The sequence below is a fragment of the Yinghuangia seranimata genome (assembly GCF_029953285.1).
Classification (GTDB): domain Bacteria; phylum Actinomycetota; class Actinomycetes; order Streptomycetales; family Streptomycetaceae; genus Yinghuangia; species Yinghuangia seranimata.
The window spans coordinates 67,405-81,082 of sequence record NZ_JASAOI010000052.1; the positions used below are offsets into that span (position 1 = coordinate 67,405).

The 13,678-nt window shown below is 73.1% G+C and carries 14 protein-coding genes; 7 read left to right on the forward strand and 7 right to left on the reverse strand.

The genetic code is table 11. From position 1 onward, the window contains the following. The first annotated feature begins 72 nt into the window (after nt 1-72). The gene (locus tag QI554_RS31425; protein ID WP_281474835.1) at nt 73-1,245 is read left to right on the forward strand and encodes an outer membrane protein assembly factor BamB family protein; all 1,173 of its coding nucleotides are present in this window, start codon (nt 73-75) and stop codon (nt 1,243-1,245) included. 77 nt (nt 1,246-1,322) lie between these two features. Here the strand turns inward: QI554_RS31425 and QI554_RS31430 are convergent, their stop codons facing one another. Then, the gene (locus tag QI554_RS31430; RefSeq protein WP_281474725.1) at nt 1,323-2,153 is read right to left on the reverse strand and encodes a class I SAM-dependent methyltransferase; all 831 of its coding nucleotides are present in this window, start codon (nt 2,151-2,153) and stop codon (nt 1,323-1,325) included. A 79-nt stretch (nt 2,154-2,232) separates the two neighbouring features. Between QI554_RS31430 and QI554_RS31435 the strand changes: the two genes are divergently transcribed. Next, nucleotides 2,233-2,838 carry a TetR/AcrR family transcriptional regulator gene (locus QI554_RS31435; protein ID WP_281474727.1) on the forward strand — a complete coding sequence of 202 codons (606 nt, stop codon included), beginning with the start codon at nt 2,233-2,235 and terminating at the stop codon, nt 2,836-2,838. Nucleotides 2,839-2,937: 99 nt separating this feature from the next. Here the strand turns inward: QI554_RS31435 and QI554_RS31440 are convergent, their stop codons facing one another. Then, the gene (locus tag QI554_RS31440; protein ID WP_281474728.1) at nt 2,938-3,744 is read right to left on the reverse strand and encodes an NAD(P)-dependent oxidoreductase; all 807 of its coding nucleotides are present in this window, start codon (nt 3,742-3,744) and stop codon (nt 2,938-2,940) included. A 58-nt stretch (nt 3,745-3,802) separates the two neighbouring features. Here QI554_RS31440 and QI554_RS31445 point away from each other — a divergent pair, with 58 nt between their 5' ends. Then, nucleotides 3,803-4,735 (forward strand): LysR family transcriptional regulator, encoded by a 933-nt coding sequence (locus QI554_RS31445; protein WP_343230828.1) that lies wholly within the window; start codon nt 3,803-3,805, stop codon nt 4,733-4,735. 122 nt (nt 4,736-4,857) lie between these two features. On the opposite strand, the gene QI554_RS31450 is transcribed toward QI554_RS31445, so the two are convergent. Continuing rightward, nucleotides 4,858-5,169 carry a hypothetical protein gene (locus QI554_RS31450; RefSeq protein WP_281474732.1) on the reverse strand — a complete coding sequence of 104 codons (312 nt, stop codon included), beginning with the start codon at nt 5,167-5,169 and terminating at the stop codon, nt 4,858-4,860. Nucleotides 5,170-5,344: 175 nt separating this feature from the next. On the opposite strand from QI554_RS31450, the gene QI554_RS31455 reads away from it, so the two are divergent. Continuing rightward, entirely contained in the window at nt 5,345-6,151 is an 807-nt protein-coding gene (locus QI554_RS31455) for an aminotransferase class IV family protein (protein WP_281474734.1), read from the forward strand. Between the two features lie 66 nt (nt 6,152-6,217). Then, nucleotides 6,218-7,498 (forward strand): trypsin-like serine peptidase, encoded by a 1,281-nt coding sequence (locus QI554_RS31460; RefSeq protein ID WP_281474736.1) that lies wholly within the window; start codon nt 6,218-6,220, stop codon nt 7,496-7,498. Between the two features lie 67 nt (nt 7,499-7,565). Here the strand turns inward: QI554_RS31460 and QI554_RS31465 are convergent, their stop codons facing one another. Next, the gene (locus QI554_RS31465) at nt 7,566-8,768 is read right to left on the reverse strand and encodes an epoxide hydrolase family protein (RefSeq protein WP_281474738.1); all 1,203 of its coding nucleotides are present in this window, start codon (nt 8,766-8,768) and stop codon (nt 7,566-7,568) included. A 202-nt stretch (nt 8,769-8,970) separates the two neighbouring features. Between QI554_RS31465 and QI554_RS31470 the strand changes: the two genes are divergently transcribed. Then, a complete protein-coding gene (locus QI554_RS31470; RefSeq protein WP_281474740.1) occupies nt 8,971-9,492 on the forward strand; it encodes a GNAT family N-acetyltransferase in 522 nt (173 codons plus the stop codon). A gap of 76 nt (nt 9,493-9,568) precedes the next feature. Here the strand turns inward: QI554_RS31470 and QI554_RS31475 are convergent, their stop codons facing one another. Both QI554_RS31475 and QI554_RS31480 read right to left on the reverse strand, forming a co-directional pair. After that, nucleotides 9,569-9,922 (reverse strand): zinc ribbon domain-containing protein YjdM, encoded by a 354-nt coding sequence (locus QI554_RS31475; RefSeq protein WP_281474742.1) that lies wholly within the window; start codon nt 9,920-9,922, stop codon nt 9,569-9,571. A 93-nt stretch (nt 9,923-10,015) separates the two neighbouring features. After that, complete coding sequence (locus QI554_RS31480) at nt 10,016-10,987, reverse strand: GlxA family transcriptional regulator (protein ID WP_281474744.1); 972 nt, start codon at nt 10,985-10,987, stop codon at nt 10,016-10,018. A gap of 128 nt (nt 10,988-11,115) precedes the next feature. Between QI554_RS31480 and QI554_RS31485 the strand changes: the two genes are divergently transcribed. Further along, nucleotides 11,116-12,081, forward strand: coding sequence for an NADP-dependent oxidoreductase (locus QI554_RS31485; RefSeq protein WP_281474746.1), 966 nt, complete (start codon nt 11,116-11,118; stop codon nt 12,079-12,081). Nucleotides 12,082-12,680: 599 nt separating this feature from the next. Here QI554_RS31485 and QI554_RS31490 read toward each other — a convergent pair. Further along, the gene (locus QI554_RS31490; protein WP_281474748.1) at nt 12,681-13,631 is read right to left on the reverse strand and encodes a zinc-dependent alcohol dehydrogenase; all 951 of its coding nucleotides are present in this window, start codon (nt 13,629-13,631) and stop codon (nt 12,681-12,683) included. Between the last annotated feature and the right edge of the window lie 47 nt (nt 13,632-13,678).

The window sequence follows — 13,678 nt, forward strand, 5'->3', positions numbered from 1 at the left end:
GGCCTTCCGCGCACCTCAGACCCGCCGCCCCCTCCCCAACCCGTTCGACGAACTGGCATGCTGCGGCGCGTGATGACACCGGACAGCAGCGGCTCAGGCCGGTTGTGGACCGTTCCGTTCGCCGACGCGCGGTCGGTCTACGCCGCCGACGGGGTCGTCTACGCGAGCTCGTGGGGCGAGACGGTCGCCTTGGACGCCGCGACCGGCGAGCAGCTCTGGCTCACCCCGGGAGGCCTGCTCGCGCCCCCCGGCGAACGCACCTTCCACGTAGGGCATTTCGGGCGGATTACCGCGCGCTCCCGATCCGACGCCCAAGTGCTGTGGGCCGGTCGGCCGGACACGTGGCTGCCGGGCCTGTGGGAGCTGTCCCGCTTCCGAATCCCGGTGCGGCTGCCCCGGTTCGGCGGGGTGCTGCGCGAAGTCGTCGCCACGGTGGGCGGCGTGCTGATCGGCACCGCGTCCAACGCCGTCTTCGCCCTCGACGCCACCTCCGGCGCGTGCCTGTGGGGACGTGCGGTGGACCCGCGCGCGACGGTGCGCGTGGCGGGGCCCGACGGCCCGGTCCTGGTCGCCGAGGCGCCGTACGGCCCGACGATCGCGCTCGACCCGCGGACCGGGTCGATGCGGTGGACGCAGCGGGACGCCCCCGCCGGGGAGCCCGTCGACGGCATGGCGCCGTTCCGTGGCCGACGTACGTCCCTGACCCTGCACGACGCGGCGACCGGCCGACCGGCGCGCACGCTGGACCACGGCCAGGAGGTCGCGTTCGCGGTGCTCGGTGCGACCGGCGGGCTGGTGTACGCCTCCACCGCGCACGGCGTCGCGGCCTTCGACCCGGGCACGGGCGAACCGCGCTGGCAGTCGGACGGCGCCGAGCGCTGGATCGAGGGCACGTGCGTGACGGAGGAGGCCGTGTACATCTGCACCGGCCAGAACGTGGTCCAGGCGCTCGACGCGGCGGACGGGAAGGAGCTGTGGCGCACCGACCCGATCGACATCGGGGAGCTGCCGATCCCCTGGTACACGTCGTTCACCATGACCGTGGACGGCGACCTGGTCCTGCTGGCGGCGGACGGCGGCTACACGGCGGCCTTCGACCGCACGTCCGGCAAGCCGCTGATGTCCTGGGTGGACCCGCACGCCGACGAGGAGGCCGGGCCCTCACCGGTCGCGGTCGACGGGCGCACCGCCTACTGCGTGGGCAAGCGGCATGTGTACGCGGTGCGGCCGCACGAACGGGGGTGAGCCGCACCAACGGCTTTTCAGGACAGGCCTGTTCGGGATCAGCCTGTTCAGGAGCGTCCTGTTGGGGATCAGCCTGTTCAGGAGCGTCCTGTTCGGGTCGCCGTGAGGCCGATGGTCGCGTACGTCATCGTGAACGCGCCGCCCATCGCGTCGACGGCCGCGCCGACGCCGTCCAGCAGCCGCGCGAGGACGGGCGGCGGGGTGCGGGTGAAGGCCCCCAGGGTGGGCATCTGGTCGAGCCAGGCGTCGCGGGTGTAGGTCCACTCCCAGTCGGCCTGCCAGTGCTCGGTCTCGCCGAACTCGCCTGCCTTGCGCACCCCTTCGGCCGCTTTGGTGGTCAAGTCGCGGTAGCCGTCCACGGTGCGGGTGGCCGTGGCGGCGATGTCGAACGGGGCGTCGGGCATGACGCGCCGGCACACATCGGTGACCGCGTCGGCCAGGGCGGGCGGAAAGACGAAGGCGTTCCAGAACGGCGCGAACACGCCGCCGGGGTGCAGCACGCGGGCGGCCTTGGCGGCGCCCGCGACGGGGTCGATCCAGTGCCAGGCCTGGGCGGCGACGACGGCACTGAACGTGCGTCCGACCGGGTCCCAGTCCTCGAACGTCGCGACGTCGACCTCGAGTCCGAGCCCCCGGGCGACCTCGGCCATGCGCGGGTCGGGCTCGACGCCGAGCACGCGCCGTCCTGCGGCCCGCAACTGACGGGCGGCGATGCCGGTTCCGGTGCCGACGTCGAGGATGTCCCCTTCGGGGGCGGCCGCGGCGATGCGTTGGACGACCTCGTCGGGATAGCGGGGCCGGGCCCGGTCGTAGCGCGTGGCGTCGGCGCCGAAGGACTCGGCGACGTCGCGGCTGCGGTGGGGTTCGGTCGCGGGGAGCGGGGGCTGCCCCGAAGGTAGAGTGGGCATGCGCCCACTATTAGTGGGCGACCGCCCACTCGTCAACCTCGGTGGGCCAGCCCACCCCACGACCGCGAGGAGACCGCACGTGCCCACCGGCGTCGCGATCCAGGACGCACGCGAGCAACTGTTCGCCGCCGCCGAGCGGATCCTGCTCCGTGCCGGGCCCGACGGGCTGACCAGCAGGGCGGTGACCGCGGAGGCGGGCTGCGCGAAAGGCGTGCTGCACCGGCACTTCGCGGACTTCGACACCTTCCTGGCCGAACTCGTCCTCGACCGCACGGCGCGGCTGGACGACCAGGCCGCCATCCTCCGTGAAGCCGCCGCCGCAGGGACCGGCACGGTGGCCGGCAACGTCGCGGACGCGCTGACCCAGGTGTTCGGGCCGGTCGGGGTGGCGATCGTCGCCCTGACCATCTCCCGCGACGGCCTCCGCGCCCGCCTGCGAGAGGCCGTCCCCACGGGCATCCCGCTCCTGAACCCGGCCACCACGATGATCGCGAACTACCTGGCCGCCGAACGGGAGCGAGGCCGGATCGCCCCGGAAGCCGACCTCGAGACGCTCGCCCCGACGCTGATCGGGGCGACGCACCTGCTGTTCGCTGACCGGCAGGCCCCGCGCCCCGAGGTGGAGGCGGTGGAGCGGACGGTGGGGGCCGTGCTGGCGGGGGTATTTCAAAGGACGTCGGGCTGAGGGGGTGCGGCCAGGGGGGAGTGCGGGGGACGCAGTGACGGCCTGCCGGCACGCCGAGCGGGCGGCTGAGCGGGCCCCCGGCACTCCCGCTTCGGCACCTCAGCCGCGGGCGGCCCGGACCGCGTCCGTCAGCTTCGCCAGGTCCTCGTCCGCGATCGCCGGGAAGGCCGTCAGGGTCTCCAACACCGCTGCGGCGATGGGCAGTTCCGCGGCCTCCGTCGCGAGGCGGACGTCCTTCGCGGCCAGGCTCACCGCGAAGTCGCTTTTGGTGTCGGTCGCCCTGCCGTACGGGAAGGCGAGCGGGCCCGCCGCCAAGGCGCGTTCCGCGGTCCCCGGCGGGAGTTCGAGGGCGTCGGCCAGGGCCAGCGCCTCGCCGACCAGGGCCACGCTGCCGACGACGGCGTTGATCATGACGAGCTTGAGCGCCGCTCCGTTGCCGAGCGCGCCGCACGCGGTGACGTTGCCCAGGTGCCCCAGGATCCCGGCGACCCCGTCGACGTCCCCGGCCGCGAAGATGCCGAGTTCGCCGGCGGCGGCGCGGTCGACGCTGCCCATGACCGGGGCGTCCACCAGCGGCACGCCGTCCGGCAGGGTGGCGGCGAGGTCGCGGACCGCGTCGGGGCCGATGCTGGACATGTCGACGACGCGCGTGCCGGGGCGCAGCGCGGGCGCGAAGGCGTCCGCGACCTGCCGCACGGCCGCCGGGTCGGCCAGCATCGTGATCACGACGTCGGCGTCACGGACGGCGTCGGCGGGGTCGGCGGCGAGTCGGGCGCCCGCCGCGACGAGCGGTTCGGCGCGTGCGGTCGTGCGGTTCCAGACGGTGAGCGGGTGCCCGGCGTCGATCAGGCGGCGGGCCATCGGGAGGCCCATGCGGCCGGTGCCGAGAAAGGCGATGCGTTCCATGGCCTTGACGTTAGTTCGGCCATGACCATGCGACCAGCGAATGTCTAGCATGGGATCCATGCCGACTCCGCATGACTTTTCCATCGGCTGGCTGCGCTCCTTCCTGGCCGTCGCCGACGCCGAGTCGTTCACGGCCGCCGCGGTCGCGCTCGGGTATACGCAGTCCGCGGTGTCCCGTCAGGTCGCGGCGTTGGAGGACGAGGTGGGGTCGCCGCTGTTCGACCGGCTGCCGCGCGGCGTACGGCTGACCGACGCCGGGCGGGCGTTGGTGCCGCGGGCCCGGGCCGTCCTCGAACAGGTCGACGGCGCGCACCGCGACCTCGCCGCGCTGCGCGGGTTGGCGAGCGGTCGGGTGCGGGTGGGGGCGTTCGCCACGGCCGGCGCCGCGCTGGTGCCGCGGGCGGTGGCCGCGTTCGGCGCGGCCCACCCGGGCATCGCGGTGACGTTGGTGGAGGGGCTGACCCCGCGCCTGCTCGCCCGGCTCGAGGCCGACGAGCTCGACGTCGTGGTCGTCAGCGGCGCGGCCGCCGACGCCGCGCCGCCCGAAGCGACCCTGCACCACCTGCTCGACGAGGTGATGCTGGTCGCGCTCCCGCCCACCCACCGGCTGGCCGGCCGCCACCGCGTCCGGCTTGCCGAACTGGCCGACGACGCCTGGATCGCGGGCGGCGCCCGCGTCGAGGACTCGCTGCTGGCCCCGTACATACGCGACGGGTTCACGCCGCGGACGGGCTTCGTGGCGTCCGACTGGATCGCCAAACAGGGCCTGGTCGCGGCGGGCCTCGGCGTGACCCTGGTCCCGTCGCTCGCGGCCCCGGCGCTGCGGGCCGACCTGGCCTTGGTGTCGCTACGCCGCGACGGCGTCCCCGCCCGCAAGGTCTACGCGGCAACCCGCCGCGGCGTGGCCCCTTCGGCGGCGGGCGAGGCCTTCCTCACCGAACTCCGCACGACGGCAAAGGCACTGGCCCGCGAAATCAACGAGCGGTACTGATCGTCGGTCCTGTCCGTGAGGAGACCCGCTGCCGCGTGACCAGGCGCGGACGGTCGCGTTGCCGCGCTCGGTCCGGGGACAGCCGGCGCGAGCCGTGGGCGGCCCGTCTTACGAGCGCAGCATCACGGCGTAGCCCGCGACGTCTCGACCGTCCCCGTCTGTCCGGCCCACGGCACCGGCCCGGTCCCCGCCACTCTCAGCACGCGGTCGCCGTCGACCTCGACCACCGTGAACGGCCCGCCTCCCCCGTCCAGGCGCAGGTGCGGCTCGGCCGCGTCCCGCACGGCCCGCACCACGTCGGGCTCGTCGACGGACAGTTCGCCGCCCCATGCCGGTCCGCCGGCCCTGCCGTTGTAGGCGTGGTGAAGGGTGGCCTTGCAGTCGTAGGAGGCCCCGTCCGCGAGGATCGTGGCGGTGCCGTTGAAGTCGTCCATGGTGCGTCCTTGCCGGTCGGATCGGCCCCCGAGCGGAGGGCGGGTTCCCGGTAGGCGCGCGTGGAAAACGGGTCCGGTCGGGCGAGCCGCCGACGGGCGCCGCCATCGAGGCGCGCGGCCTGTCGCTGATCGCGTTCGCGTCCTCCTCGGCGGCGTCAGCGCGTAGCGTCCCCCCATGAGCACGAACGTTTCTGTGGTCCGGCGCAACGGACGCCCCGCCACCGCCGAGGACCTGGCCCCGCTCGCCTTCGCCGGCTACGCGCACTTCACCGCCATGCAGGTACGCGGCGGTCGCGTGCGCGGACTCGACCTGCACCTCGCGCGGCTGCGCTCCGCGTCCGTCGAACTGTTCGGGCGCGCGAGGCCGGACGAGCAGGTGCGGGAGTGGCTGCGCGAGGCGTTGCGGGAGGCCCCCGAGGACGTCTCCCTCCGGGCCGCCGCGTACCTCCCGTCGGGCACCCTCGACCCGCGGACCTCCGCCGAGCCCGACCTGCTGGTGCGCGTCGGGCCGCCGTCCTTCGCGCCTGCGGGACCGCTCGCGCTGATGTCCGTCGAGTACGAGCGTCTGCTCCCGCACATCAAGCACACCGGCGAGCTCGCCAAGACCCACTTCGTCCGCCAGGCGGTGGCGCGGGGCTTCGACGACGTGGCCTTCGTCGACCGCCGGGGCCGGCTCGGCGAGGCGTCCATCTGGAACCTGGCCTTCTGGGACGGCACTTCGGTGGTGTGGCCGGACGCGCCCGTGCTGGTCGGCACCACGATGGCCGTCGTCCGCCGCCGCCTGGACCGCCTCGGCGTACCCCAGCGCGTCGTTCCGCTGACCCGGGCAGAACTACCGGGCCTGGCAGGCGGCGTGGTGATGAACTCGTGGTCACCCGGCGTCGCGGTCGGCCGTATCGACGACGTCCCGCTGCCGGACGCAGCGGAGTTCGTCGCGCTGCTGCACCGGGCGTACGAGGCGGAGCCGCCCGTGACGCCGTAGCCCTCGCCGGATCGCCCGACGGTTTTCTCCAAGACAGGGCCCCACCACACGCAGCACCGTGTCCGCATGAGACGCCACCTGCGCCACCTGCTCACCGCCGCGCTGATCGCCGCGGCGGCCGTGCTGCCGACGTCCGCCCCGGCGGCCGCGACCGAGCCGCCGCCCGCGCCGGTGTACCCGCAGTGGTGGGCGGACAGCCACGCCAAGCAACTCGACGTCCTCGACTACTGGACGGGCGACAACCTGGCCCGCTGGAACTTCACGCACACCGACTACCCGGACGGGCCGCTCTACACCGACAACGACCGGGGCCGGAAGTGGTCGGCCACCGACCCGGCGCGCACCGCCGCGGTGACCAGGACCGTCGGCCGGCTGTTCTCCCGGCAGACCGCGACGTGGCAGAAGGTGTCCCGGCCGTCCGTCGCGGGCGACGTGGTCGGCAAGGTGTACGAGACACACGCGTACCGCGCCTGGGACGACACCAACAAGGTTCTGATACCGGCCGATCCGACGAAGCCCGAGGAGCGGCACTTCGTCGAGACGCAGGAGATCATCGACGTCTCGAACGGCCAGACCACCGAGTACCGCCACCTGTCGTGGCCGTCCACCTGCTCGGCGAACGCCGTCGACGGCGACAACGGCCGCACGGTCGTCACCGCCGGGCACTGCGTGCTCGTTCCGATCCCGATGATCGCCCAGGCCGTGTGGCTGGGCTCGAACTGGGCCAAGGACGCGATCGACATCACGAACGACAAGCAGGTGTTCGTGCCCGGATACCTGGGCGACGCACCGGACTTCGCGTCGCAGGCACCGTACGGCGTGTGGGTGGTCGACAAGATCTACACCACCGGCCAGTGGTCGGAGTTCTCCCGGGTCGGCGGCGCGGGCGTCAACATGTTCAACTTCCAGTACGACGTGGCGATGCTGACGGTCCTCGACCCGCTGCGCCCCGGCGTGCGGCTGACCGACGTGACCGGTTCCCAGCACATCGCGTTCACCAGCGGCGTCGACAAGCTCACGTACGCCTTCGGTTACCCGGCGGCACCGTCCTTCGGCTCCGCGCCGCTCGCCCGCTACGACGGCCGCAACCTCGTCTACGCGAAGAACCCCGCCCGCCGCGACCTGCTGATGTCGCTGAACTACACCGTCAGCGCGAACCTTTCGGGCGGGGCGAGCGGCGGACCGATGCTCCAGGACTTCGACCCGGTCACGGGCATCGGCACGCAGGTGTCGGTGAACTCCTTCAATTACAGCCAGTGGATGCCGTTCGGGAACGCGGAGAACATGGTCGGCCCGTCGTTCACCGAGACCACCCGGATCCTCTACAACCTGGTACGCCTGGCCTGACGCCGGTCGGCGGCGGCACCGTTCGGGCGATGCCGCCGCCGACCACCGAAATCCCTTTACCTTGCCGCTACTTCACAGTCCGAAAGAACTCCCGAATATCCCCCACCAACAAATCCGGGGCGTCGTGCGCCGCCCAGTGGCTGCCGCGCTCGTACTCGTTCCAGTGCACGATGTTGGCGTGGTCGCGCTCCGCGAACCGGCGGATCGGCCGGAAGTCGAACGCGAACGACGCCAGCCCGATCGGGAACGTCGTGGGCTCGGCCGCCTTCTCCCCGTGGTGGTTCTCGTAGTAGAACCGCGCCGACGACGCGGAGCTGTTCGTGAACCAGTAGATGGACGCCGCGGTCAGGACCACGTCCGGATCCTGCACCCCGCCCAACAGCTGCCCGATCCAAGCCAGTTGCCCGGCCGGCGAGTCGGCGAGCGCGTGCGCGAGCGTCTGCGGCTGCGCCTGCTGGGCGTGGTCGTGAATCGCGTGCGCGACGAACCCCTGGAGGAACTCCAGGTACTGCATGTCCTCAGGGCTCAGCCCCGCGAACTCGGCGGGGTCACCCGACGGGAACGAGAAGATCTGGTTCACGTGGACCCCGATGACCCGCTCGGGATGCCGCCGCCCGAGCTCCGGGCTGATGATCGCACCCGCGTCGTTCCCGTGCGCGCCGAACCGCTCGTAGCCGAGCCGACGCATGAGCTCCGCCCAAGCGTCCGCCGTACGTGCCGCGTTCCAGCCCCTCTCCCGCGTCGGCCCGGAGAACCCGAACCCGGGCAACGAGGGCATGACGACGTCAAAGGCATCCGCCGGGTCTCCCCCGTGCGCAGCCGGATCCGTCAACGGCCCAATGAGCCCCGCATATTCGGCAAACGTATTCGGCCATCCATGCGACAGGACCAACGGCGTCGCACCCGGCTCGGCCGACCGCACATGCGCGAAGTGCACGAGCTGGCCGTCGATTTCGGTGGTGAACTGCGGAATCGCGTTGAGCTCGGCCTCCTTGGCCCGCCAGTCGAACGCGGCCCACTGCTCGACGAGCGGCCGCACCCACGAACCGGGCACGCCGTACTCCCACCCCGGCATGACGGGACCGCGCTGCACACCGTCGGTCACCTCCGACTCGGGCAGTTCGTCGGCCCAACGGGTGCGGGCAAGGCGGTCGCGCAGGTCCTCAACGTCCCGCTGCGGAACGGCGATACGGAACGGCCTGACGGCCTCGCCCGCCTCATCCGTGTCGTTCGGTTCTCGGTTCACGCTGTCGTTCGCGTGGTCGCTCACCGGGAATCTCCCTGAATTGCTCGTGGTTCGTCGCCCACCGCCCGGCACTCAAAGCTCCGGCCCGGCGGCGACCTGGCGGACGTGATGCTTCCGACGCGGCCTGACAAACGACGCACAAAACACGCACACAACACTGCCAAAACGCGCACGCCACGCTGACATTTCCCTGACACGCAAATCGCCCAACCGGTACGGTGGGTGGATGCCCGAACTGATCCGTCCAGACGTCCGGTTGCGCACGTCCTGGCTCGACGCGCACGCCGAATGGGGACCCGGAGCCCACGAAGACGGCTTCGGGCTCACACCGGACGACGACGTCCAGTCCCCCGAGGGCTTCGCGGCCTGGGTGCGAGACCTTCACGCCGCCGAGGATCCGACGGGCCCGGCACCCTGCACCTTCCGCTGGATCGCCGAAGGCGACACCGTCCTCGGCGGCATCGCCCTCCGCCACGGCCACAACGACTACACCCGCTGGGCCGGCCACATCGGCTACGGCATCCGCCCAAGCGCCTGCCAACGCGGCCTGGCCACCTGGGCGTTGGGCCAGATGATCGCCGAAGCCCACACACTCGGCATGCCGCGGCTCCTCCTGGTCTGCGCCGCCGACAACGAAGCCTCAGCCAAAACCATCGAGCACAACGGCGGCACCCTGGACCGCGTCGCAGAGACCCCCTTGGGCCCGGCCCGCCGCTACTGGATCACCATCGCCGCCGGCCTGACCTGACTCGCCCCATGGTGGGCCTTGCGTGTGTGAAGGCTGCCACCGCGGTGTGCCCCGCCAAGGTCATGCGGCGGGTGGGTCAGGCCTTCTTGACCACCGAGGACTTGAGTTGCATCGCGCCGAAGCCGTCGATTTTGCAGTCGATGTCGTGGCCGTCGACGCCGGTGACGAGGCGGATGTTGCGGACCTTGGTGCCGGCCTTGATGGCGGTCGGGTTGCCCTTGACCTTGAGGGTCTTGACCACGGTGACGGTGTCGCCGTCGGTGAGGACGTTGCCGACCGCGTCCCGGATCACGCCGTCCTCCGGGGCGGCGTCCGAGGTGGCGGCGGTCGGGTCCCACTCGTGGGCGCACTCCGGGCAGACCAGGAGGGGGCTCATCTCGTAGGTGTACTCGCAGGAGCACACGGGGCAGGGCGGCAGGGCGTCGGACATGGGGAGATTCTAAGGGGTTGATGAATTGAAGATTTCTTCAAGCGGGTCGGCGCGGCGTGGCGTTCGGGGGGTCCGGGGTGGGCCGGGTTCTGGTCAGACCGCGGCGGCGGTGGGGCGGAAGGTGCGGCGGTAGGCCTGGGGGCCTACGCCGATGGCGGCGTGGAGTTGTTGGCGGAGGGAGACGCCGGTGCCGAAGCCGGCGCGGCGGGCGACGAGGTCGACGGGCCAGTCGGTGGTTTCGAGGTAGTGGCGGGCCAGGTCCACGCGCTGGCGGATGAGCCATTGGACCGGCGTCGTGCCGGTCTCGTCGCGGAAGCGGCGGGTGAAGGTGCGGACGCTCATGTGGGCGTGGGCCGCGAGTTCGGCGAGGGTCAGGGGTTCGTCCAGGCGTTCCATCGCCCACGCCTGGGTGGCGGCGGTGCCGGGGGCGGCCGGGTCGGGGACCGGCCGCTGGATGTACTGCGCCTGGCCGCCCTCACGCCACGGCGGGATGATGCAGCCGCGGGCCACGTCGTTGGCGATCTGGCTGCCGTGGTCGCGGCGGACCAGGTGCAGGCACAGGTCGATGCCGGCCGCGACGCCGGCCGAGGTCAGGATGTCGCCGTCGTCGACGAACAGGACGTTCGGGTCGACGCGGGTACGGGTGAACAGCCGTTGGAGATGGTCGGCCTCGAGCCAGTGGGTGGTGGCGGGCCGGTCGTCGAGGAGCCCGGCGGCGCCCAGGACGTAGGCGGCGGTGCAGATGCCGACGATGCGGGTGCCGGGGCGGATCATGGCGAGCGCGTCGCGCAGCACGTCCGGGAGGACGCCCTCGTCGCGGATCGGTCCGAGGGCGTGTGACGGCGGGATGACGACGGTGTCGACCTCGGCGAGCAGGCCCGCGTCGCGGCCGACGGTGATGCCGAAGTCGGCCGACGCGCGGACCGGGCCGCCGTCGAGGCTGCAGGTCGCCACGGTGTACAGCGGGACACCATCGGCGTCGCGCGCCGCGCCGAAAATGCGCGCGGGGATGCCGAGCTCGAAGGGGAGGACGCCGTCCAGGGCCAGTACGCCGACACGATGCATGGCCAGATCCTTTCATCCTGTGGCCATCGGGCCACCACACAGGGCCTCGTGCGTGCGGGAGTCTGGGGACGTGCCCGGCGGAACGGGTACAGGACCCTGCAAACCATCATGAAAGCGAGCAATACGCCATGGCCCAGGACGTCTCACCCACGATGCGCGCCGTCTCCCAGGACACGGCCGGCGGCCCCGAGGTGCTCAAGGTCGTCGAGGTCCCGCGCCCGGCGCCGGGGCCGATCGAGGTCCTGGTGCGGGTGCACGCGGCGGGCGTCAACCCGGCGGACTGGAAGACCCGCACCCGCGGCGTCTTCACCGGCGGCGCCAAGCCGCCGTTCACGCTCGGGTGGGACGTGTCGGGCGTCGTCGAGGCGGTCGGCGGCGGCGTGACGCTCTTCCAGCCGGGCGACGAGGTGTACGGCATGCCGCTGTTCCCGCATCCGGCCGGCGCCTACGCCGAGTACGTCGTGGCCCCGCCGCGGCACTTCGCCCGCAAGCCGCGCGGCCTCAGTCACCTCGAGGCGGGCGCCCTGCCGCTGGCCGCGCTGACCGCGTGGCAGGCGCTGGTCGACACGGCCGACGTCCAGCCCGGCCAGCGGGTGCTGGTCCACGCGGCCGCGGGCGGGGTCGGGCACCTGGCGGTCCAGATCGCCAAGGCGCGCGGCGCGTACGTCATCGGCACCGCCAGCGCCGCCAAGCACGACCTGCTGCGGGGCCTCGGCGCCGACGAGCTCGTCGACTACCGCAGCGTGGACTTCGCCGACGTCGTCTCGGACGTCGACGTCGTCCTCGACCCGGTCGGCGGCGACTCGTGGACGCGGTCGCTGCGCACCCTGCGCCCCGGCGGCATCCTGGTCTCGATCCTCCCGCCCGACGAGACCTTCCCCGCCGCCGAGGCCGAGGCGCAGGGCAAGCGCGCCGTGTTCATGCTGGTCGAACCCGACCACCACGGGCTGGAGGAGATCACCGCCCTGGTCGAGTCCGGCCGCCTCCGGGTCATCGCCGACGAGGTGTTCCCGCTGGAGCGGGCGGCCGACGCCCACCGGGCCGGCGAGACGGGGCGCACGACGGGGAAGATCGTGCTGAGCGTGGTCTCCTGAGCCGGGGGGCAGCCAGACGAACACCCAAACGCGTACGGCCGACGGGGGCGGCTGTCGAGGAGGAGCCGGGTCACGTCCGGGCGGGCGTGGTGCCCGTCCGGGTCGGCCGCGTTCTTGGCGAGGACGATGGCCTCGGGGTCGAGAGGTCGGCGGCCGCAGCCCGGCGCCGCGACCCGACCCGGACCCGACCCGCCCACCACGCTGGGACCGCGGGTCGGCGGCGCGAAGCACCCACCGCGGCGCCACGCCTCCCGCCCCTCCCGCAGGTGCCGAGGATGTTCGGCGCGGACGGCCCGCGGGTCAAGCCGCCCCTCCGCCCCGGGGCGGGCCGCCGGTTCGTCGATGGCCCCGCCGCGGCTTGACGCGCGGGGCGGCCGCGCGAAGATCAAAAGCGGGAGGGGCGGGAGGCCACCGAACGCGGCGCAGGTCAAGGTCGGTGCGGCCAAAGGCAGTTCACGCCTCGGCGGGTCAGCTCCGCCCCGCTCCCTGACGCTTACGGCCCGAGGAGGCCCACGCCGACGTCCGGCGAGCCGCGCGCGACGGCTGCGTTGCGAGGCGCAGGAGGTCGCACCCGAGGCCGGCGCGCCGACGTCGCCGTCCTACGGTTCGACGACCACCTTGATCGCGCCGCTCCCCCGGTCCGCCGCCACGCGGAACGCCTCGGCGGCGTCCGCCAGCGGGAACCGGTGGGTGATGACCGCGGCGGCGATCCCGGGTCGGGCTGCGAGCATGGCGGCCGCGCGGTCGACGTCCCGTACGCCGGACGGGTCGTCGCCGTAGGCCATCGACGTGACGACCCGCGCCTCCTTCACGAACGCGGGGAGAAACGGCAGCGGCAGCGTGTCCCCGTGCAGCGCCGCGATCGACAGCGTGCCGCCGGGCGCCAGCAGCCCGACCGCGTCGCGCAGCGCGTCCGGGGTGCCGGCGGCGTCCACGACCACGTCGTACTCCCCCTCGGCCGGGACCGCGCCGAGGCGTTCGCCCGCGGCGATCCGTTCGGCGCGCCGTGCGACCAGGGCCACCGCGGACGCGCCCTGCGCCTGCGCGGCGGCCGCCGCGAGCAGCCCGATGGCTCCGCCGCCGATAACCGCGACCCGGGTGCCCGGGCCGGTTCCGGCGAGGCGTACCGCGCGCCAGGCGACCGCCGCCGGTTCGACGAGGCACGCGTCGCGTGGGGCGAGCCCGTCCGACAGCGGGACCAACGACGTTGCGGGAACGGTGTATTCGTCGGCCATGCCGCCGTCGATCGTCATGCCCGGCACGCGCATGTGCACGGTGCGGCACAGGTTCCGCCGCCCCGCCGCGCACTGGTCGCACGTCCCGCAGCCGAAGATCGCTTCGACCGCGTACGCCTGCCCGTCGGGGCCGAAGCCGGCCAGCTCGTGGCCCAGCAGCAGGGTGCTCCCCATGGCCAGGTAGCCGAGGTCGGAGCCGCAGATCCCGGCGGCGGCGACGGTCAGCCGCGTGTCCGCGTCGGGGACGGCCGGGGCGTCCGCGACGTCCACGACCTCGACCGACGTGGGCGAACCCTGGCCTCGTACCGCGCGCATCGCTGTCCCTCCGGAGAATCGTTCGGCGTCCGGAAGCTAGCGGGTGG